We start from the raw sequence: 20,107 nt of genomic DNA, 5'->3' as shown, positions 1-20,107 counted from the left end.
AAATAGCCTAGATTAATAAGTAGATTGTACAGACTCTGCACTCTCGTCGGTCGAATTTTGTGCACTTTTCAATGCTTCTGCGATTTCCGGTGGCATGTATTTTTCATCATGTTTAGCCAACACTTCAGTCGCTTCAAAAACGCCATCATCTTTTAGCTTACCCTGAGCAACAATACCCTGCCCCTCTCGAAACAAATCAGGCAAAATCCCACGGTACTCAATGGTGACTTTGTGCTGAAAATCGGTTACATCAAATGCCACAGCCAAGGTATCAGAATTACGTTTCACGCTGCCTTTTACCACCATGCCACCCGCTCGAATATTAACGTTACGCGGCGCTTCGCCCATAGCAACCTGAGATGGAGAAAAGAATAAATTAATATTTTGTTGTAGGGCATACATAACTAAACCAACCGCAGCACTCAAAATAAGTGCAATGGTTAAGATTACTAGTAGGCGTTTTTTTCTAACCGGGTGCATTAGCGGTTTTGATTCCTCAACAAGCGTTTACGTAATGAATTTCGTGTTTTTCGGCGCGTCGCTAACGTATTCCAAACCAACCAAGCTAAAGCAAAAGCACTAAAACCATAAGCTGACCAAACATAAATGCCGTGTGCCCCCATGATCAAAAACTCTGAAAAATTATTAAAGGCCATGTTCCATTACCTCTTGCTTCACCCAGTTTGATCTATGTTCGCGCTTTAATATCTCGGTTTGCATTCGCCACAACACCAAACCAGCCACGAAACAATACAAACCAATCACAGAAAACAGCAGTGGCAACCACATTTCAGGGGGCATCTCAGGCTTTTTGGTGAGCGTAAATGTTGGTCCTTGATGTAAGGTTTCTAGCAACACCACCGAATACTTAATAATAGGTAAGTTAATCAACCCCAGAACACTAATTACTGCGGCCGCCTTATTAACCAAAACCAAATCATCTAGGGAGTTTTGCAAAGCAATAATGCCCATATAGAGCAAAAACAACACCAACACAGACGTTAGTCTTGCATCCCAAACCCACCAAGTCCCCCAAGTAGGTTTTCCCCAAATAGCACCTGAAACCAAGGCAATTAATGCCATAACAGCACCAACCGGCGCCATTGACTTGATAAAAACAGGGGCCATTTTCATCTGCCAGACAAGAAAGACAAAACCAGCCACGCCCAATGCTAAGTAACAAGACTGCGCCAACATCGCCACTGGCACATGAATATAAATAATGCGAAAGCTGTTCCCTTGTTGGTAGTCAGCAGGGGCAAAAGCCAGCCCCCACACCAAACCAACAAAAAGACACACGCAGCCCACACAAAACAAAGGCAAAGCCCAAGATTTAGACCAAGAGAAAAACCACTTAGGAGAACCTAATTTATGAAACCATGCCCAACTCATCAATTCACACTCGCTTTGACTGCAATCGCCGTCATAAGAGGCGATATCACTAAAGACAATAAAGACATCGCCAGCAGCATCGCCAACAACCCAGAGTAGGGCAAACCAGCTTCTGCAGCCTTGACAGCTAACGTTGAAAAAATAATCACTGGCAAATAAAACGGCAATATCAGCAACATCACCAACACGGCACCTTGTTTTATCGACATCGTTAAAGCTGCACCAACCGCACCAATAAAGAACAAGCTAGGCGACCCCAACAGCAATGTCATAATCAACACCCAAAAGCTTAAACTTGGTAGGTACAGCATTTCACTAAACAATGGCATCATGACAAGCAAAGGAGCCACTACCACCAGCCATTGAACAATAACCTTTAGCAGAATCAACAAAGGCAAAGAGAGCCCACTAACAATCCATTGCTCTAGTGAACCGTCCCAATAATCTTCTTTAAACATGCCTTCTACTGCCATCAAAATGGCTAACATCACCGCACACCAGACAATACCTGCCGCTGCCGGAGCCAAAAACTCAGCAGAAGAATTAATACCTATCGGAAATAAAGCAACCACAATAATAAAAAATAACAACGCATTGAAAATATCTTGTTTACGACGCCACAACACCAAAAATTCAGACCTTATAAACGAAGAGTAGGTCATGGCAGTAACACCACGTCACGAGAAGAAAGAGTCAACAAGTCATGATGCGTAGTTAGTACTACCAAACCTCCTGATAACACATGCTGTTGAATGCGCTGTTCCAACAAGGTTACTCCTCTGACATCTAAAGAGGCAAAGGGTTCGTCTAACAGCCAAAGTGTTTTATTACTCAACCATAAACGCGCCAACGCGACTCGACGAGCTTGGCCTGCCGATAAATTCTTTACGAGTACATCAACGTGATTGGTGATTTCCAACAGCTCTAACACCTCATGCAAAACACCTAAAGAAACATCAGGACAATACCAACGCAGATTTTCAACTACAGTGAGGAGGCTTTTAACACCAACAGAGTGGCCAAGGTATATGGCATCTTTTTGTAAAAGGCTTCTATCAAAAGTAACGTCTTCGCCCACATACGATATTTTCCCCTCTAAAGGCGAAAATACACCTGCGATGGTCTTTAACAAAGAGCTCTTACCTGCCCCGTTATCTCCTAAAATACGTACAATTTCGCCAGACTGAACACTAAAAGACAGCCCCTGACATAGGTCTCTCTCCCCACGCTCGATCCAAAGATTTGAAATTGTTAAAGAAGCAGTAGATTGCAAAAGATTTATCCAATTCGGCCGATATAAAAGCTAAGGTTAACATTGTTTGGCTACACTATTTTTTAACAATACAACTTAACCACACAAAAGAGCGCAAACATTATATGAGAAGCGCTTCTAAAAGCACAAAACAATCAGCCATTTAATCAACGGGCAGGCTTCATGATCTCTGACATCCAATCTATGCTTAATGCATCATCAGGCAAGCAGAGCAATGCGACTAATAGCAGCAATAATATATTAAGCAACACCGGAACGATTGCGAAATTAAGCAGTGAAATCAAACTCATAGAAAACCTCAGTTTGATTAAATTTCAGGGTAGTGAATCACTTAATTTTCAAGGGAAGCCAGTACAACTATTACATGCAACCAGCGCGCAACAGCCTTTTACTCTTATAAATACTGGCGCCTCCATTAACATTAGTGATATCCAAAATGCCCAATTAAATAAAACCAACTCTCTACAAGCATCCCTAACGACTCCAGTAGAGAATCTATCCAGCAAAACGAGCATTAATCAAAATACACCTCAAGTTAAGCAAGCGGATAGTCTTATGATGGCATCTCGTGTCGTAAACTTAACGGTTACTTCAGTAACACCTGCGACAAACAATACTGGAAATGCTCCACTCTCTACAACAGCCAACGCTCAACCAACAACAGCCTCCCAAAGCTCTAGCGTTCAAACTCCCAGAGCGCAAATCTCTAGTGCTCAAACAGTAACTCCTCAACTTACCACAACAAACGCTCAAACTCAGGCAACCAATCAAACGTTGACAGTAAATACATCTCAGCCGACTACGAGCATTCAAATCGCCGCAGCAACAATCACTCCATCAAACCCTCAACTAGCAAGGGTTTCTGATGGTAAAACAGAGTTCCCTATACTTAGTCAGACACCATTGAAAAAAGGCGATATCATTCGCGTCATGGTCGACGCCAATAACAATATGCAAGTGCTGCCTGCAAAAAACCACACTCCCTCCCCTTCAGTTCAAGTAGAGGCGCTTAAACAAAGCTTACCAAAGCAGTTATCCCTTGGAGATATGTCCCAACTCGTCAAACAACTACACACCCTAAGTGAGACATCATCTGTGAGCTTGCCGCCACAAACACAACAAGCACTTAAACAGCTGATACAACATCTACCCACATTAGGAGCTTTAACAACCTCACCAGAAGCTATGAAACAGGCGATTCAAAGCAGTGGGCTATTTTCAGAATCCTTACTGGCTAATGACAGCAAGACTCAAATCCCTGCCGACTTAAAGCTAAACCTCACACGGCTAAAAGAGGTTCAAGAAAATACAGGGCCTTTACGTATTGGCAGTATTCCAACAGAACAGATTGCCAATGCAATCGAGCGTCTTACCACTAGCCAACTACGCCATTTTTCAGATCCAAACCAGATCAACACTCCTACTTACCCCTTACATATAGAGCTACCAATAAAACACGGTCAGAGCCCAAGTATTGTTCAAATAGAAATAGATAAAGATGCAAGCACAGAAGAGCAACAAAAACAGGACAGGCGCTGGCTTGTAAAGTTGAAATTTGATTTCGAAGAAACGGGAAGGTTTGATGCGAGAGCCAGTATTCAAGCGAATAAGGTTGGAATACTCTTTGCTGCAGAAGACTCGGAAACAGTGCAAAAACTACAAAAAAACCTGTCTACCTTGAAACAACAATTAAAAGACAAAGATATTGAAGTCGAAAGATTGGACGCGTTTCAGGCAAAACTCGATAAAGAAAAAGCCAATATAATTAAAACTCAATCCTTAATAGATGTGAGGACCTAATGCAAAAAGCAATGCCAAAAGCAGTCGCTTTAAAATATGACTTTAATGCAGCGCCAACAGTGGTCGCCAAAGGAAGCGGTTTACTTGCAGATAAAATTCTGGCGGTTGCCAAGGAGAATGATGTTCTACTTCACCAAAGCCCTGAACTTGTTGAAATGCTCAGCACTTTGGAATTAGGAGAAGAAATACCGGAATCCTTGTATCTGGCCGTTGCAGAGGTTATCGCCTTTGCACATAAGATCAAAGATCATCAGTGGTAATCAGAATTTCTACGTGACTCTTGCTTCAATAAGCTAATCAATTCGGCTTCAGCTCGTATAAGGCCGCATTTAGAAACGAGATCATCAATGGTTGCCCCCATCTCTAAAAGCTCCATAGCACGGTTATATGAGACTCCACCCTCTTTCGACAAAATCTCAGACTGCTTTTCCACTGCAAGGTTTAATTTTTTCTCAATAGCTACTAAACGACGCCCCATCCCTATTGATCCTGAGGCCAGCACTTGAACCTGCTTTTTTTGATTCAATTCTGCTTCTGTATAATATTGCTTCATTTGCTTCAAGCGTTTTGACAACCGAAAGGCCCAGACAACAACAGCAATAAGAATCACAAATTGAAGCATCAAAAGAAGGTTAAATAACCATTGAGATTCCATTTAGTACAACTACCTTAATTACTTACTTCAGACCATTCATCTTCTGATAATAATTTATCAAGGTCTACAAGAATCAATAAAATATCATTTTTGTGACAAACACCTTGGATAAACTTAGATGACTCATCATTACCAACATTTGGCGATGGTTCAATTTCAGATTGGCGAAGGTAGACCACTTCAGACACAGCATCTACAAGAATACCAATAACATGACCTTCCACTTCCAAAATCATGATACGCGTAGAGTCCGTCAGCTCGCCTGACGGTAAACCAAATCTCTGACATGTATCAATAACGGTAACCACTGTACCACGTAAGTGAATAATACCCAGAACATAGCTAGGTGCTCCAGGGACTGGGGCGATTTCAGAGTAACGCAGAACTTCCTTTACCTGCATAACATTTACACCATAGATTTCGTTTTCTAAGCGAAATGTTACCCATTGCAACATTGGATCATCGGACTGGCTTGCACTTTTCAACGCAACACTACTACCCATATTCTTCTCCTAAAACCACTATATGATTCTAACCATTATTTGAGCGAGCTTTTGAATCCATTTTGTGGATCATCTAATAATTCGACAAAACCCTGTACATCTAGTATGGCACACATATGCTCAATTACCGTACCAGCTAACCAAGGCCGCTTACTTCTATCACTGCGCCATTTCACCTGAGATGGCTCTAAAGTAATTGCTTCGGCGACACGCTCACAAGCGACACACCAATCAGTTCGATCAAGCTGGATTACGAATTTAAAATTATCTTTCATTTCACCTTCGTAATGATTAGGCATAATCCAACGAGCTGTGTCCACTGTACGAAGGTTAATTTCACCGACATTTGCAACCCCCATAAACCAATCAGGCTGACCAAAGATAGAGGTTAATTTATCAGCTCCACTTTGATAGATACCACCCAATTCAACTAGAGGTACCGCCAGCTTCAATCCTCCAACATAAAACAGTAAGCACTCAAACCTACCCGTTGCCCATGGTAAAGGGTCTGTTTTCGCAGTTTTTTTAATTAGCTCTGGCTCTGGCTCTGGCTCTGGCTCTGGCTCTGGCTCTGGCTCTGGCTCTGGCTCTGGCTCTGGCTCTGGCTCTGGCTCTGGCTCTGGCTCTGGCTGAATAATATTGTGTTCTTCAGAATCTGCTGACAAGCCATCAACTTGAGCAGAAATTGCTTCTTCAAAATCGTGAAATGAAGCATCTAATGACGAAAGCTCTTCTTCAGTAAGTCCATCGTCTAAATCAGCAGTTTCAGGTTCAGTAAAATCAGATCCTTCATCAACAACAGGCTCAGTTTCATCAACCTCGTTTACAGACGGTTCAGAAGTCGCTTCTTGTAATAAGTCATCAAGATAACGTTGAACAGCTATCTGCGGCCCTATTAACGTCTGCTCTTTACTCTTTGTATCTTTCATAAACTATTACTATCCCGCTGGGTTCAGCAAAGAATCCATCAGACTTGCGTAAGCCTTAATTCCTCGAGCATTCGGATCCAACGCTGAAGGAGCAATACCTGCAGTACTCGCATCCCTTAACTTTGTATCAACAGGAATTACTGAATGCCACACCAACTCTTCGTAAGTATCCTTTAAACTGCGTAAGCTCTTATTAGAGGCCTGAGTACGGCGATCAAAAAGGGTTGGTACTATTAAAAATGGTACAGGACGTTTTCTTGCCCTGTTTATCATAGTCAATGTACGAACCATTCTTTCTAACCCTTTTATCGCTAGAAACTCAGTTTGTACAGGTATAACAAGTTGCTGACAGGCGGCCAACGCATTAATCATCAGTACACCAAGCACAGGAGGACTGTCAATCAATACATAATCGTAATCGTCCCACAAAATTGCTAGCGTTTTAGAAATAACCAATCCCATACCACCCTGTGCTTGAGCATGACGCTCCAAGGTAGCTAACGCTGTTGACGCAGGCATTAAGGACAAATTAGGGTGCCCTGTTTCTAAGATTAGTGAAGCAGGCAAATCCTCTGGTATTTTCCCTGTCGTTTGAAAAAGGCTATAGGCACTTTTTTCTATAGAATCTGGGTCAAAGCGAAAGTAACTGGTCAGTGAACCATGCGGATCAAGATCAATCATTAATACTCGATGACCCGCATCGGCTAACAACCCTGCTAAAGAAACTACTGTGGTCGTTTTACCAACGCCGCCTTTTTGATTCGCCACTGCCCAAATGTGCACTCTGACTCCCCTGATACCCTATGCTGTTATTTTGCTTACGAATTCCTTGCAATCATATACAGTAACACGCTATTGAAACAAGTAATCATAGAGATTATCGGCCTTACGCTTACTAATTCGTAAAATTACACGACGATTTTGCTGGCGAGCATAGTCATTGGTGTTTCTTACTTTAGGATGTTCGCTGGAAAAGCCAATTGGCGCGATCATTTTTGGATCAACACCTCTATAAACCAATTCGTCCACGACAGAAGAAGAACGTAAACTGGACAAATGCCAGTTCGAAATCAAGCGTTGTGAATTAACAGGCAAGTCATCCGTATTACCCTCAACCAATATAACGGAAGGATGCTCTTTGAGAATATTCGCAACTAAAATTAATAACGCGACCGCCTCATTTGTTAAATCGTACTCGCCTTGACCAAATAATAAACCGGACTTTAACTCTAAACTCACCCAGTCTGCTGACTCAGTAACAGATATTTGCCCTGAAGCATGCAGGCCTGAAAATTGATTTTCCACAACTTGACTTAATAACGCATAGACAGCAGAGGAATTACTTTCCTCTATGGTCGGAGGTGCTGCCGGAATGGGTTTTGCCTCAACAACCTCAACATCCTTTGGCTCACCAACAATAGGCTCTCCAATATTGATCGGCTTAATAGACTTCTGGACTGCACTAAAAACCCCATGTAGCGTCTCTTTTAAACGCTGCTCGTCTCCTGAGTTTTTTAGTGAAAGGGAATACAGCGCGACAAAAAAGGCAAATAACAGAGTAATAAAGTCAGCATAAGAAAGAATCCAACGGTCTCGTCCTTGCGCATTAGTTTTTGGCGACCTAGTCGCCGTTCGACGACGCTTTGAAACCCTAGGAGGCGTGTCACTCATAGGTATTAAGCTCTAACTCTAGTCGATACGGATGCTTTCCTATGGCTATACCACAAATACCATCAATCAATAACTGATGATAAAGAAGCTCTTTATCGACATAGCCCGTTAATTTTCTAACGATAGGGAACACAACAAGATTAGCAAAACCTTGACCATACAGAGTAGAAACGAAAGCAACAGCAATACCATGTCCTAATGCTTCAGGGCTATCTAAGTTAGCCATCGCCTGAATTAAGCCAAGTACAGATCCCATAATACCTAAAGTCGGTGCATACCCCCCAATAGACTCTATAAATGAAACACTTTTCATGCGTTTATCATAAATACGAACAGCGTCATCATGAAGTCGATCAGCTAATAAATCAGGATCAGTTCCGTCAATAGCCATTTGCAATGCTCGGCTCGAAAAGCGGTTACCTAATGCTTCGATATCAGACTCCAATGCAAGCAATGAAAGTCGTCTAGCTTTATGAGCAAGATTATTGATTAAAATACGAGCAGAGTTGAAATCGTAAACTGGAGGAAAAAGACTCCACTTAATCAATACAAGAGCGCGGGCTGCTTCTTGAATGCTACTTTGAATAAGTGTTGCGCCAATACTACCAACAATAACAATGATAGCTGATGGTAAATTTAGGAGGAGAACAATCTCTCCTCCCCCTAACCAATTAGCGAAAAATACTGAACTGAAAGCAATTAGAAGGCCGGCTAACGTAACAAAATCCACTAGCTTGCCTCACGTGCAATTCGCTCACCGATATGGTCTAAATCAATAATTTCATCGGCTAAGTTCGCTTTTTCCACAGCCATTGGCATACCGTAGATTACGCACGATTCTTCACTTTGGATCCAAACTCTTGAGCCAGAATTCTTTAACATACGAGCACCTTCACGACCATCAACCCCCATTCCTGTCATCACAACAGACAGAACTTTTCCGGGATAGCATTTTGATGCCGAACCGAACGTAACATCCACAGAAGGTTTGTAATTTAGCCGCTCATCACCATCAAGAATACGGACACAACCACCATTTCTAGGGTCAATCATCATTTGCTTTCCGCCAGGAGCCAACAATGCAATACCAGCTTCTAGACGATCGCCATCTTTGGCTTCTTTTACCGTAATTTGGCAAATATTATTTAATCGCTCAGCGAAAGCTCCTGTAAATGCTGCCGGCATATGCTGAACCAACACAAGAGGTGCTGCAAAATTTTTAGGCAGTTTACTTAATACTGCCTGCAAAGCCATAGGCCCGCCTGTAGACGTCCCAATAGCAACAAGACTCACGCGTTTTCTCATACGCGGAATAATAACACCACGATCTGTTACTATTGGCTTGGGAGCCTCACGTGGAGCAAGTGCTGCAACAGGCTTTCTATCACCTGAAAATCTGGTTCTAGCAACTGCTAATACACGATCAACTAATGCACGTTTAACGACAGCCGAATCTCGAGAAATATCCTCAAAATTCTTAGGCATGAAATCAACAGCGCCTGCCTCTAATGCATCTAAAGTAACTTTTGCACCTTCATGAGTTAATGAAGAAAACATCAGTACAGGCGTTGGCTTAAGCTTCATAATGTTTACTACAGCAGCGATACCATCTAAAACAGGCATCTCGTAATCCATAGTAACCACATCAGGAGACAAGGATTGAACCTTATCTATTGCCTCTCTTCCATTATTTGCAGTACCTACAACGGTCAGTCTAGGATCGGCTTCAAAAATTTCGACTAAACGACGACGAAAGAAACCAGAGTCATCAACAACCAGCACCTTAACAGGCATATCACATCCCCTAAATGAAAAATATATTACCTAGATGCGTAACACTTAAGCATACTAGGCACATCCAGAATCAATGCAATACGACCATCGCCTGTAATTGTTGCTCCTGCCATACCAGCAGTACCTTGCAACATTTTACCTAATGGTTTTATAACCACTTCTTCTTGACCGACAAGCTGATCAACGACAAAACCAACTTCACTCATTCCAACCTGAACAACGACAACATGTGCCTCTTCAGGTAAGTTATCTCGGCTATTTCCTTTGATCAACCAGCTTTTCAGATGAAATATTGGTAACGTCTTACCTCGAATAACAACCACTTGTTGACCATCAACTATATTGGTCTTTTTCAAATTCAAGTGGAAAATTTCGTTAACACTTACCAATGGAAAAGCGAAGGCCTGATCAGATAGCGTCACCATCAAGGTGGGCATAATTGCAAGCGTTAAGGGCACTTTGATAATAAATCGAGAGCCTTGACCAAGGACGGATTTAATTTGCAAGGTACCATTTAACTGTGAAATTTTCGTTTTAACAACGTCCATTCCAACACCACGACCTGATACATCAGTAATCTCAACTTTAGTTGAAAAGCCTGGAGCAAAAATCAGGTTGAAAGCTTCTTCGTCAGATAAACGCTCTGCAGCATCTGCATCCATCAAGCCTTTTTCAACCGCTTTTTTACGCAGCACATCAGAATCCATACCTGCACCATCATCATCGATGGAAAGCAAAATATGATCACCTTCTTGCTCAGCCGACAGAACGACATGACCAACTCTTGGCTTACCTTTCGCTTCTCGAACATCTGGCGCTTCAACGCCATGATCAACTGAGTTTCGTACCAAGTGGACTAGTGGATCAGCAAGCGCCTCTACTAGATTTTTATCTAAATCAGTATCCTCGCCACGAAGCTCCAAGTTCACTTCTTTTTTCAGGTTACGAGCCAAATCTCGGACCACTCGAGGGAATTTGCCAAACACTTTTTTGATTGGCTGCATTCGAGTCTTCATCACGGCATTTTGAAGATCTCCCGTGACAACATCTAGATTTGAAACCGCTTTTCCCATCGACTCATCATCACTTTGGAGACCTAACCGAACAAGGCGATTTCGAACTAATACAAGCTCACCAACCATGTTCATTATATCATCCAAGCGCTTTGTATCGACTCGCACTGTTGCTTCTTGAGTAACAGGAGCGTGGCTTGCTTTTTCTTTTACTTCAGGTTCTGGCGCCTTAGGTGTTGGCTTGGGAGCTGGTTTCGGTGCCGCTTTTGGCTTAGCCGAAGCTGCTTTAGGCTCAACTTTAGGCTCAGCCTTCGCGGCAGAAACCTCAGGTTTATCTGTACCACCTTTAGCTTGTAAACTATCTAGTAGAGATTCAAATTCATCTTCAGTAATTAGATCTGATTCAGCACCAGCACTAGGCTCTGCCGTTTTGTCATTCTCTTTAGCTGTGTCTTCTTTTTTAGCTGTATCTTCTTTCTTATTCGCGGCCGAGGTTTCACCATGAAGTTTATCTAGAAGTTCTTCAAATTCATCCTCAGTAATTTCATCTGAAGAGGCATCATTTGAGCTAACACTCTCAGCTGAATCGACATTAACTCCAGGCGCCCCACTACCGTGAAGTTGATTTAGTAACGCGTCAAATTCATCTTCTGTAATTTCGTCGTCTGTTTTTGGCGCTTCTGAACTACTTACTCCAGCGTCACTGTCACTTGAAGTATCACCCAAGGCATCTAATAAAGATTCAAATTCATCATCAGAAATATCAACTGATTCATCTGCTACAGAAACAACTTCTTCAGTTTCTTCAACATCAGAGTCAGCTTGCTCTTCGGCAATTTCTTCAACTTCATCCAACTCTTCATCATCTGCACCAGCAAGCTCTTCTGCAGTTGGTGGTTTTGCATATACTGCAAGCGCTGCGATCAGCTCTGGTGAAGCAGGCTCAGGCTCACCACCAGCACGAACAACCTCGAACATTTCGTTTACAGCATCAAGTGCCTGTAAAACAATGTCCATCAAATCCGAATCTATTTTACGCTGACCGTTCCTTAAAATATCAAAAACGTTCTCAGCATAATGACAACAACCAACCAAGGCATTTAATTGTAAAAATCCTGCACCACCTTTTACCGTATGGAAGCCACGGAAAATAGCGTTTAGCAGCTGCTTATCATCTGGATTTTGCTCTAAATCTACTAATTGTTCGGAAAGCTGCTCAAGAATTTCACCAGCTTCTACCAAAAAATCTTGTAAAATCTCTTCATCGACCTCGAAACTCATCCTCAGCTCCTTCTAGAAACCAAGACTTGATAGCAAGTCGTCTACTTCGTCTTGACTACTCAGTACTTCAGGGTTGTTTTGTTTATCAATAGCTGGGCCATGTCCACGAGTGTCATCGTGTTCAGACTCTTTCTCTTGGTGTTCAATCCCCGAGATACTATCAACGCGTCCAGCAACAGCAACGAGATGCACAAGTTTTTCTTCTACATCTCGAATTAAATCATTCACTCTAGCGATCACTTGACCCGTTAGGTCTTGATAACCTTGCTCTAGAAGAATTGTGTTGAGGTTTGAATGCAAGGTTGTGGCACTGTCATCAGCATAAGATAAGAAAATATCAATACGCTTATACAAGTCTCGGAATTCTTGAGGTGTTAAATCTCGCTGAATTAGCCGACTCCAGTCTTTTCGCAGTTCCCTTGCTTGACTCTGTAACTCACTGGCCACAGGAACACTGCTGTCCACCATGTCCATCGTTTTATTGGCAGCCGCACTAGTCGTTTCAATAACATAGTTCAGTCGATCAGAAGCGTCAGTAATTTTTGTAGCGGCGTCTTTTCCACCCTCACCAACGACTAAATCCATTGAATCGACTTGAAAATCACGAATAGCATCATGCAGACTTCGAGTTAAAAAACCCACTTCGTTATAAAAACTTTTATGACGAGCTTCGCTTAACTCTTGGATTACTTTAATAGCCCCACTGAAATCGCCGACTTCAATGTGGTTTAAAAGATCCACAGCACCATCTTTTACTAGGTTTTCAAAATCCACTAGTCCAGATCCCAATACATTTGACATCTAAATTCCCTATTTGGCAGCGTCTATTCGTTCGAATATTTTCTCAATTTTTTCCTTGAGAGCCACTGCGGTAAAAGGCTTAACTACATAACCGTTCACCCCAGCCTGAGCTGCAGCAATAATTTGGTCACGTTTAGCTTCAGCCGTCACCATAAGAACAGGAATACTTTTTAATTTATCATCCGCACGAACAGCGCGAAGCAATTCGATACCTGTCATTCCAGGCATATTCCAATCGGTCACAAGAAAATCAATTGTTCCAGCTTGAAGTATAGGTAATGCAGTTGTTCCATCATCAGCTTCAACTGTATTGGTAAACCCTAAATCCCGTAATAAGTTTTTAATGATACGTCTCATTGTCGAGAAATCATCAACAATCAGGATCTTCATGTTTTTATCCAATGCAACCTCCACACCCCAACGGTATTATTCCATAACTCATAATTAATCTCGCCAATCACTTAATCGAGCTCGCAATCGCATAGCCGCTTGACTATGAATTTGACTGACTCTAGATTCACTAACGCCTAACACAGCACCAATTTCTTTCAAGTTAAGCTCTTCATTATAATAAAGAGACAAAACCAGCTTTTCTCTTTCCGGTAATCCATCAATTTCTTTCGCTAATTGATTTTGAAAACCACTATCTTCTACTAAAGAGTACGGTGAGCTTTCTACCTCAGATGCGACACTATCTAAATTATTTGTATCAGAGTCTAGCATTTCTTCATAGCTAAACAACTGTGTCGACATGGATGAATGAATCATGTCATGATATTCATCCATACTTATGTTCATATGAGCAGCCACTTCCATATCAGACGCTTCGCGCCCGAACTTAGCTTCTAACTCTTTTATCGCATTAGCTACCGCCCGCCCATTACGTCGAACTGAGCGAGGTGCCCAATCTGTTTTACGCACCTCATCCATAATGGAGCCGCGGATACGAATACCAGCGTAAGTTTCAAAGCTAGCACCTTTGGTCGACTCGAAGCGTTTGTATGCCTCAATAAGCCCCATCATGCCTGCTTGAATTAAATCATCTACATCTACACTATCAGGCAAACGCGCCAATAGGTGGTAAGCAATTTTTTTTACTAAATACCCATATTGTTCAACAATCGCATCAATCGAAAGCGTTGCTTTTTTAGAGTATGTGTTATATCCATTTTTGGTCTGCATAAAATAGTCTAAGCAACCTTTACCATTTAAGTTAGTTGCGCCAACTAACTGTACTACATAGTTTCGCGCAACGCTTTCAGTAATAACAAAATTTTACTAACTACCATACTTTAGTGACCCATAAAGCTGACTGTAATGCTCTGCGGTATACACAGCCCTACTAATCAAATTATGCGCACGAGCAGGTTCTATATCGTCCGGAATTCGTTGGCCATCTGCTATATACACAACAGGTAAACCTTCTTCAATAACTACACTAATCGCTTCACCAAGAGAAGCAGATTCATCAAGCTTGCTTAAAACACAGCCGTCTAATTGAACTTGTGAATAAACATCAACTACTGTTTTTAATACTTGCCTTTGACTTGTGCAAGGTAATACTAATAATTTTTTAAGACTTGCTCTCGCACGCTTCATCATTAATAGCTGCCGCTCAAGATTTGAATCCCTTGGATTCATGCCCGCAGTATCAACAAGTACTAAAGAATAATTAGCATACTTAGCCAATACTTCGTTTAAATCCGAGTATTCATTAACCACTTCAACGGGAACATTTAATATACGTCCAAAAGTTCGTAGTTGCTCATGTGCGGCAATACGATAAGTATCAGTAGTAATTAATACCACACCTTCAGAACCGTGTTTTAAAACATGTTGGGCAGCAATTTTACCAATGGTCGTTGTCTTCCCAACACCAGTAGGCCCCATAAAGGCAATACAACCTTTCAATTCTGACGAACTAGAACGAACAGGAATATAATCAGCCAGATGAGCAAGCAAACGATTCCAGTCGTCTTCACGCCCCTTTAAATCAATATCATCAATCAATCTAGACACAACAAAGCCGGACAACCCCAAACCTTTTAGCTTCTCACGCGCCCGCAATTCCACCGTATTTTCTTTAGTTTCCGTTCGACCTTCAGCGTGCTGGCGCTGCTCAAGCATTGCTCGAACACTTTTCAGCTCAAGTTCCATGTCTCGCAACTGCTTAGCACTTTCGCTATTGCGGATAGATAACGCCTCTTCAACCACAGGGTCCTCTTTATCATCTGATAAAGGAGGCATTTCGAACTGAGTTTCAGGGGCTTTTTCAGAGTAAGGTTGAGGTTGTGGCGGAGTCTGTTGCTTGGCTCTCTCTATACGCTCCAAATAATCCACACTTGGATCTGCATATTGCTCAGAACGAGGTGTAGAAGACCGCTTTGAAGTCATACTGGAAGGCAAGGATCCATCGTAATCTAGAGCAGCAACTATCTCTATCTCACCAGTAGGCAGACGCTGATTTGACAAAATGACCGCATCAGGGCCTACAGCATCACGAACCTTCCGTATCGCTTGCCGCATGTCAGGTGCTCGAAACCGCCTAATTTGCATGTATAACTTAATCCTTCCAGTTTATTTTTCTTACAAATCCATAGCTTACCCGAAAGATTACAATAAATATAGACACAATCTATCACGTTAATAAGTTGACCTTACTGCCCAATAACACCGACTACAGTAATACGCTTATGATCAGGCACCTCTTGGTATGAAAGCACCGACATATTCACCATACCATAACGCATAAAACGCGCCAACATTGGACGTATTGGTGCAGACACAATCAATATAGGGGTATTCCCCATTGCTTCCTGCTGCTCTGCCGACTGTCGTAAAGATGACTGCAATTGCTCTGCCATTTGCGGCTCTAAGATCAACGCTTCTTCATTTTTAATTCCAGATTGCTGACTCTGCTGCACTGTCTGCATAAGCATTTTTTCTAATTGAGGCTCTAGCGTTAACACAGGAATTTCTTCAATTCCATCGGCCAGTGTTTGGATAATCAAACGTGATAAGGATGTTCGCACCGCTGCCGTTAATATCATCGGATCTTGAGTCTTTGGTTGCACTCCCATAATAGATTCTGCAATCGTTCGCATATCTCTTAAGGGCACACCCTCTATCAATAAATTTTGTAAGACTTTCAACAAAACGCTCAGAGGCACCGTATTGGGTACTAATTCTTCTGCCAACTTAGGATTATATTGCTTCAAAAGGCTCAACAACTGCTGAACCTCATCATGCCCGATTAACTCATAGGCATGCTTATGCATTACCTGGTTAATATGCGTCGCAACCACTGTACTTACATCAACCACAGTATAACCATAGGTTTGCGCCTGATCTCTTTTCTTAGGATCAATCCACACAGCATCTAGACCAAACGATGGATCTTTACCCGCAATACCATCAATTGAGCCAAACACCTGACCAGGATCAATCGCCAAATCTTTATCTGGATGAACTTCTGCTTCCGCCAAACTCACCCCCATCAAAGTAACCCGGTAGGCATTCGGCATCAAATCCAAATTATCTCGTATATGCACACTCGGCACCAAAAAGCCTAAATCCTGAGATAACTTCCGACGCACACCTTTAATACGAGCCAACAGCTCACCACCTTGCGTTTTATCAACCAAGGGTATCAAACGGTAACCAACTTCCAAACCAAGCATATCAACAGGAGCAACGTCATCCCAGCTAAGGTCTTTCACCTCAGCAGGAGCGGGATTATCTGCTGACGCTTTTGAAGAATTTTTCGGTCCTGGCTTAGGCTTTTGTTTCTTACGATACTCTAGGAAATAAGCAAGCCCACCCAAGCATGCCGCCAATGATAAGAAAGAAAAATGTGGCATACCTGGAACGACACCCATAATCGTCATCACACCAGCAGCAACATATAGAGCTTTGGACGAGCCAAACATTTGACGAACTATCTGCCCACCCATATCACCCGTCTCATTAACACGAGTCACCATGATTGCGGCCGCTGTAGAAAGCATCAACGAAGGAAGCTGAGCAACTAAGCCATCACCAATTGTCAATAATGAATAACGCTCTATGGCCTCTGAAAAGGAAAGGTCGTGCTGTGCCATACCAATGGAAAGACCACCAATGATATTAATCCCTAGAATAAGCAACCCCGCAATGGCGTCCCCTTTAACAAACTTCGAAGCACCATCCATAGAACCGTAAAACTCAGCTTCTGAAGCGATCTCGGTACGACGCTGCTTAGCCTGATCTGCATCAATCATCCCAGCATTTAGATCTGCATCAATCGCCATCTGCTTACCAGGCATAGCATCCAAAGTGAAGCGAGCACTTACTTCTGAAATACGACCAGCACCTTTGGTAACAACAGCAAAGTTGATAATCATCAAAATAGCAAAGACAACAAAACCTACAACGTAGTTACCACCAATCACTACCTCACCAAAGGCCTGAATGACTTTACCAGCTGCATCACCACCTTCGTGACCATTCAATAAAACAACACGAGTTGACGCTACGTTAAGCGCCAAGCGCATCAAAGTTGACACTAGAAGAACAGTAGGAAATACAGCGAAATCTAAAGGTCGCATGGAATAAATCGCAACCAAAAGCACCACAATAGCTAAGGCAATATTAAAGGTAAAAAGAACATCCAATAAAAAAGCAGGTATAGGCAAAATCATCATCGCCAACAGCGACAACAACAAAATAGGAATACCTAAATTCCCACTTAAAATCCCTTGAACCTGCCCAGTAATTCGACCGCGGTCAAAATTCACACGACATCCTTATTGGAAGAAAAGCTATAAAACATGATTAACTACCGTCCCATCGAAACTCATCAGGCACATCTAAGTTTGGCATCGCATCTGGAGGAGGGGCCCCCATGCGAGCATTGCGCAATTGATACACATAAGCCAATAGTTGAGCCACTACTTTAAATAATCCCTGCGGTATCTCATCTCCAATTTCTGTATGGTGATATATCGCCCTTGCTAATGCAGGCGATTGTATCACAGGGATATCATAGTGATTGCCGACTTCTCGAATTTTCAATGCAATAAAATCCCCCCCTTTGGCGAGCATAACCGGTGCCGCACCACCAGATTGATCGTATTTTAGGGCCACTGAGAAATGGGTAGGGTTAGTAATAATAACATCAGCATTTGGCACATCAGACATCATACGATTCATCGCTGCTTGTCGTTGCAACTGACGAATACGTCCCCGCACCATAGGGTCACCCTCTTGCTGTTTAAATTCGTCCTTCACTTCCTGCTTGGTCATTTTCAATTTTTCTTTATGAGACCAAACCTGAAAAGGCACATCGATTGCTGCAATCAACGCCAAAGCCAGGGTAACAAAAACGAAGGACCAAATAACAATATCAATACCATGAGAAATCGCCAGCTGAATAGTTTGAAAAGTTAACCCTAACGTCTCAGGTAAAAAATAATTCAACACCAATACAGCAACAAAACCAACCAAGGTGACTTTAGCAATAGACTTCACAAGCTCTACCAGAGATTGCACCGAAAACATGCGTTTCAGACCTGCAATTGGACTCATTTTACTAAGCTTTGGTGTCAAAGGCTCCCAAGAAAAATTCAACCCACCAAGCGCAATACTGCCAATAATACCTGCTGCTGCCAACACAGACATAAGTAAAACCATTGAATCCATCATGGCTACAACAGACTCGTAAAGATGAAAAATCATGCGACTCAGATCAAACAAATCAGATCGATCAACAAGAAAATTAAAATCGAATAACACGGCAAGATCGCGAACAAGCAAAGTGCCTGTTCCATATATAGTCGCGGCGGCCACAATTAATAAAAGAGCAGAACTCAGATCTTTTGAGCGAGGAAGGTTACCTTTATTTCGAGCATCCTGAAGCTTCTTACTACTGGCACTTTCCGTCTTTTCACTACCATCTTCATTCTCAGCCATTTAAATGAATCCCCCACATTGTCTTCATCCAGTCAATCATTTCCCCGAAAAACAACAAGTAGATATTTAAGAAATCATCTAACATAATCCAGAAAAAGAACAAAGAGAATAGCATTATGACAGGAAAACCTAACGCAAAAACGTTCAATTGTGGCGACGCCTTAGCCACAACACCAAAGGACAAGTTAATAACTAGCACAGCAACAGCTAAAGGCAACACAATGAGCAACGCCTTTTCAAACATCCAACCACCAAGTAATACAAGCTGCCAATAGCGCTGACTATCAAAGCCACTACCAATTGGCCAGTAAGTAAAGCTGTCAACCAAATACTCTATCATTACCAAATGTCCATTGGTCCCCAAAAAGGCCAACGCCACCATAGATAAATAATACTGACCAAGCGTTGCAACAGAAATACCATTAGCAGGGTCATTAGACATAGCAAAACCCAAGCCCGCCTTCATAGCGGCCAACTGCCCTGCAAGTGAAAACAACTGAAATAAGATAGTGACCACAAAACCAAGTACAAAACCAACCACCAATTGCTCAGCGATTAAGACAATATAAGCTGGAGAGATGGGATCATAGCTAGGAACATCAATAACAGGTGTGACAATGACAGCAACAAGAAAGGAAAACGCAACACGTACTCGTAGGCTAACCAAACGACTACCAAATAAAGGCAGCGCCATGAAAAAAGCCCCAATGCGAAAAAAAGGCAGCAGAAAACTAATCGTCAAGCCAAGCAGCTGGTCAGGATGAAGCTCTAACATCAGCCTATTATCATAGGAATATTAATAAATAAATTAGTCGTAAAATCCATTAGCTTCATCAATATCCACGGCCCTAATTGCATAATGACCAAAATAGTCACAATTAATCTAGGCAAAAAAGACAATGTTTGCTCGTTAATTTGGGTTGCGGCCTGGAAAACACTCACAATTAATCCCACAATCAAGCTAGGCACCATCACCACACCAACGATCAAAACGATTAAATAAAAGCCTTGCCCATATAAATCTAGCACCACTTGAGGATTCATAA

Annotated in this window: 23 protein-coding genes; 2 read left to right on the top strand and 21 right to left on the bottom strand. The window is 42.2% G+C overall.

Going from position 1 to position 20,107, the window contains the following annotated elements:
- Window positions 1–12: 12 nt before the first annotated feature.
- The 5 genes from ccmE to ccmA are packed head-to-tail and all read right to left on the bottom strand — an operon-like array spanning window position 13 to window position 2,665.
- Window positions 13–480 carry a cytochrome c maturation protein CcmE gene (gene ccmE / locus DFP80_RS12865; RefSeq protein ID WP_113917204.1) on the bottom strand — a complete coding sequence of 156 codons (468 nt, stop codon included), beginning with the start codon at window positions 478–480 and terminating at the stop codon, window positions 13–15.
- The gene (gene ccmD / locus DFP80_RS12860; RefSeq protein ID WP_113917203.1) at window positions 480–656 is read right to left on the bottom strand and encodes a heme exporter protein CcmD; all 177 of its coding nucleotides are present in this window, start codon (window positions 654–656) and stop codon (window positions 480–482) included. The genes ccmE and ccmD overlap by 1 nt, the downstream gene beginning before the upstream one ends.
- Entirely contained in the window at window positions 646–1,392 is a 747-nt protein-coding gene (locus DFP80_RS12855; RefSeq protein ID WP_113917202.1) for a heme ABC transporter permease, read from the bottom strand. The genes ccmD and DFP80_RS12855 overlap by 11 nt, the downstream gene beginning before the upstream one ends.
- A complete protein-coding gene (ccmB, locus tag DFP80_RS12850) occupies window positions 1,392–2,054 on the bottom strand; it encodes a heme exporter protein CcmB (RefSeq protein ID WP_113917201.1) in 663 nt (220 codons plus the stop codon). The genes DFP80_RS12855 and ccmB overlap by 1 nt, the downstream gene beginning before the upstream one ends.
- On the bottom strand, window positions 2,051–2,665 hold the full coding sequence (gene ccmA, locus DFP80_RS12845; protein ID WP_113917200.1) for a cytochrome c biogenesis heme-transporting ATPase CcmA: 615 nt from the start codon (window positions 2,663–2,665) through the stop codon (window positions 2,051–2,053). The genes ccmB and ccmA overlap by 4 nt, the downstream gene beginning before the upstream one ends.
- A gap of 162 nt (window positions 2,666–2,827) precedes the next feature.
- Between ccmA and DFP80_RS12840 the strand changes: the two genes are divergently transcribed.
- Together DFP80_RS12840 and DFP80_RS12835 are read left to right on the top strand one after the other, a co-directional pair.
- Window positions 2,828–4,465 carry a flagellar hook-length control protein FliK gene (locus tag DFP80_RS12840; protein WP_113917199.1) on the top strand — a complete coding sequence of 546 codons (1,638 nt, stop codon included), beginning with the start codon at window positions 2,828–2,830 and terminating at the stop codon, window positions 4,463–4,465.
- Window positions 4,465–4,725 carry an EscU/YscU/HrcU family type III secretion system export apparatus switch protein gene (locus DFP80_RS12835; RefSeq protein WP_373962366.1) on the top strand — a complete coding sequence of 87 codons (261 nt, stop codon included), beginning with the start codon at window positions 4,465–4,467 and terminating at the stop codon, window positions 4,723–4,725. The genes DFP80_RS12840 and DFP80_RS12835 overlap by 1 nt, the downstream gene beginning before the upstream one ends.
- Here DFP80_RS12835 and DFP80_RS12830 read toward each other — a convergent pair.
- The 16 genes from DFP80_RS12830 to fliQ form a co-directional block, all read right to left on the bottom strand.
- Window positions 4,716–5,120, bottom strand: a complete 405-nt coding sequence (locus tag DFP80_RS12830) for a DUF2802 domain-containing protein (protein WP_113917198.1) — start codon at window positions 5,118–5,120, stop codon at window positions 4,716–4,718. The genes DFP80_RS12835 and DFP80_RS12830 overlap by 10 nt on opposite strands.
- 14 nt (window positions 5,121–5,134) lie before the next feature.
- Window positions 5,135–5,623 (bottom strand): chemotaxis protein CheW, encoded by a 489-nt coding sequence (locus DFP80_RS12825; protein ID WP_113917197.1) that lies wholly within the window; start codon window positions 5,621–5,623, stop codon window positions 5,135–5,137.
- Window positions 5,624–5,658: 35 nt separating this feature from the next.
- A complete protein-coding gene (locus DFP80_RS12820) occupies window positions 5,659–6,552 on the bottom strand; it encodes a chemotaxis protein CheW (RefSeq protein ID WP_113917196.1) in 894 nt (297 codons plus the stop codon).
- A gap of 9 nt (window positions 6,553–6,561) precedes the next feature.
- Window positions 6,562–7,335: a ParA family protein gene (locus DFP80_RS12815; protein WP_113917195.1), complete on the bottom strand. Its 774-nt coding sequence runs from the start codon at window positions 7,333–7,335 to the stop codon at window positions 6,562–6,564.
- Between the two features lie 69 nt (window positions 7,336–7,404).
- On the bottom strand, window positions 7,405–8,223 hold the full coding sequence (locus tag DFP80_RS12810) for an OmpA family protein (protein ID WP_113917194.1): 819 nt from the start codon (window positions 8,221–8,223) through the stop codon (window positions 7,405–7,407).
- Window positions 8,216–8,953, bottom strand: a complete 738-nt coding sequence (locus DFP80_RS12805; protein WP_113917193.1) for a flagellar motor protein — start codon at window positions 8,951–8,953, stop codon at window positions 8,216–8,218. Before DFP80_RS12805 ends, DFP80_RS12810 begins: the two co-directional genes overlap by 8 nt.
- Window positions 8,953–10,017 carry a protein-glutamate methylesterase/protein-glutamine glutaminase gene (locus DFP80_RS12800; RefSeq protein ID WP_113917192.1) on the bottom strand — a complete coding sequence of 355 codons (1,065 nt, stop codon included), beginning with the start codon at window positions 10,015–10,017 and terminating at the stop codon, window positions 8,953–8,955. Before DFP80_RS12800 ends, DFP80_RS12805 begins: the two co-directional genes overlap by 1 nt.
- 26 nt (window positions 10,018–10,043) lie before the next feature.
- Window positions 10,044–12,311, bottom strand: coding sequence for a chemotaxis protein CheA (locus DFP80_RS12795; protein ID WP_113917191.1), 2,268 nt, complete (start codon window positions 12,309–12,311; stop codon window positions 10,044–10,046).
- A gap of 12 nt (window positions 12,312–12,323) precedes the next feature.
- Window positions 12,324–13,112 (bottom strand): protein phosphatase CheZ, encoded by a 789-nt coding sequence (locus DFP80_RS12790; protein WP_113917190.1) that lies wholly within the window; start codon window positions 13,110–13,112, stop codon window positions 12,324–12,326.
- 9 nt (window positions 13,113–13,121) lie between these two features.
- Window positions 13,122–13,502 carry a chemotaxis response regulator CheY gene (locus DFP80_RS12785; RefSeq protein ID WP_206610596.1) on the bottom strand — a complete coding sequence of 127 codons (381 nt, stop codon included), beginning with the start codon at window positions 13,500–13,502 and terminating at the stop codon, window positions 13,122–13,124.
- A 54-nt stretch (window positions 13,503–13,556) separates the two neighbouring features.
- Complete coding sequence (locus DFP80_RS12780) at window positions 13,557–14,294, bottom strand: RNA polymerase sigma factor FliA (protein WP_113917189.1); 738 nt, start codon at window positions 14,292–14,294, stop codon at window positions 13,557–13,559.
- Between the two features lie 96 nt (window positions 14,295–14,390).
- Window positions 14,391–15,638: a flagellar biosynthesis GTPase FlhF gene (gene flhF, locus DFP80_RS12775; protein ID WP_241560251.1), complete on the bottom strand. Its 1,248-nt coding sequence runs from the start codon at window positions 15,636–15,638 to the stop codon at window positions 14,391–14,393.
- Window positions 15,639–15,769: 131 nt separating this feature from the next.
- Entirely contained in the window at window positions 15,770–17,887 is a 2,118-nt protein-coding gene (gene flhA, locus DFP80_RS12770; protein WP_113917187.1) for a flagellar biosynthesis protein FlhA, read from the bottom strand.
- 37 nt (window positions 17,888–17,924) lie between these two features.
- On the bottom strand, window positions 17,925–19,061 hold the full coding sequence (flhB, locus tag DFP80_RS12765; protein WP_113917186.1) for a flagellar biosynthesis protein FlhB: 1,137 nt from the start codon (window positions 19,059–19,061) through the stop codon (window positions 17,925–17,927).
- Window positions 19,054–19,836 carry a flagellar biosynthetic protein FliR gene (gene fliR, locus DFP80_RS12760; protein ID WP_113917185.1) on the bottom strand — a complete coding sequence of 261 codons (783 nt, stop codon included), beginning with the start codon at window positions 19,834–19,836 and terminating at the stop codon, window positions 19,054–19,056. Before fliR ends, flhB begins: the two co-directional genes overlap by 8 nt.
- Window positions 19,836–20,105 (bottom strand): flagellar biosynthesis protein FliQ, encoded by a 270-nt coding sequence (gene fliQ, locus DFP80_RS12755; protein WP_012071103.1) that lies wholly within the window; start codon window positions 20,103–20,105, stop codon window positions 19,836–19,838. Before fliQ ends, fliR begins: the two co-directional genes overlap by 1 nt.
- Between the last annotated feature and the right edge of the window lie 2 nt (window positions 20,106–20,107).

The sequence above is a fragment of the Marinomonas rhizomae genome (assembly GCF_003315485.1).
In the GTDB taxonomy this organism is placed as follows: Bacteria; Pseudomonadota; Gammaproteobacteria; order Pseudomonadales; family Marinomonadaceae; genus Marinomonas; species Marinomonas rhizomae.
The sequence above is the reverse complement of the archived record's forward strand: the minus strand, read 5'-3'. Positions and strand labels throughout refer to the sequence as shown.

What these genes read in the sequence shown, in the direction of transcription:
- ccmE (WP_113917204.1), bottom strand. Translation starts at nt 480, where the DNA reads ATGCACCCGGTTAGAAAAAAACGCCTACTAGTAATCTTAACCATTGCA.
- ccmD (WP_113917203.1), bottom strand. Translation starts at nt 656, where the DNA reads ATGGCCTTTAATAATTTTTCAGAGTTTTTGATCATGGGGGCACACGGC.
- DFP80_RS12855 (WP_113917202.1), bottom strand. Translation starts at nt 1,392, where the DNA reads ATGAGTTGGGCATGGTTTCATAAATTAGGTTCTCCTAAGTGGTTTTTC.
- ccmB (WP_113917201.1), bottom strand. Translation starts at nt 2,054, where the DNA reads ATGACCTACTCTTCGTTTATAAGGTCTGAATTTTTGGTGTTGTGGCGT.
- DFP80_RS12840 (WP_113917199.1), top strand. Translation starts at nt 2,828, where the DNA reads ATGATCTCTGACATCCAATCTATGCTTAATGCATCATCAGGCAAGCAG.
- DFP80_RS12835 (WP_373962366.1), top strand. Translation starts at nt 4,465, where the DNA reads ATGCAAAAAGCAATGCCAAAAGCAGTCGCTTTAAAATATGACTTTAAT.
- DFP80_RS12830 (WP_113917198.1), bottom strand. Translation starts at nt 5,120, where the DNA reads ATGGAATCTCAATGGTTATTTAACCTTCTTTTGATGCTTCAATTTGTG.
- DFP80_RS12825 (WP_113917197.1), bottom strand. Translation starts at nt 5,623, where the DNA reads ATGGGTAGTAGTGTTGCGTTGAAAAGTGCAAGCCAGTCCGATGATCCA.
- DFP80_RS12820 (WP_113917196.1), bottom strand. Translation starts at nt 6,552, where the DNA reads ATGAAAGATACAAAGAGTAAAGAGCAGACGTTAATAGGGCCGCAGATA.
- DFP80_RS12810 (WP_113917194.1), bottom strand. Translation starts at nt 8,223, where the DNA reads ATGAGTGACACGCCTCCTAGGGTTTCAAAGCGTCGTCGAACGGCGACT.
- DFP80_RS12800 (WP_113917192.1), bottom strand. Translation starts at nt 10,017, where the DNA reads ATGCCTGTTAAGGTGCTGGTTGTTGATGACTCTGGTTTCTTTCGTCGT.
- DFP80_RS12795 (WP_113917191.1), bottom strand. Translation starts at nt 12,311, where the DNA reads ATGAGTTTCGAGGTCGATGAAGAGATTTTACAAGATTTTTTGGTAGAA.
- DFP80_RS12790 (WP_113917190.1), bottom strand. Translation starts at nt 13,112, where the DNA reads ATGTCAAATGTATTGGGATCTGGACTAGTGGATTTTGAAAACCTAGTA.
- DFP80_RS12785 (WP_206610596.1), bottom strand. Translation starts at nt 13,502, where the DNA reads ATGAAGATCCTGATTGTTGATGATTTCTCGACAATGAGACGTATCATT.
- DFP80_RS12780 (WP_113917189.1), bottom strand. Translation starts at nt 14,294, where the DNA reads ATGCAGACCAAAAATGGATATAACACATACTCTAAAAAAGCAACGCTT.
- flhF (WP_241560251.1), bottom strand. Translation starts at nt 15,638, where the DNA reads ATGCGGCAAGCGATACGGAAGGTTCGTGATGCTGTAGGCCCTGATGCG.
- flhB (WP_113917186.1), bottom strand. Translation starts at nt 19,061, where the DNA reads ATGGCTGAGAATGAAGATGGTAGTGAAAAGACGGAAAGTGCCAGTAGT.
- fliR (WP_113917185.1), bottom strand. Translation starts at nt 19,836, where the DNA reads ATGTTAGAGCTTCATCCTGACCAGCTGCTTGGCTTGACGATTAGTTTT.
- fliQ (WP_012071103.1), bottom strand. Translation starts at nt 20,105, where the DNA reads ATGAATCCTCAAGTGGTGCTAGATTTATATGGGCAAGGCTTTTATTTA.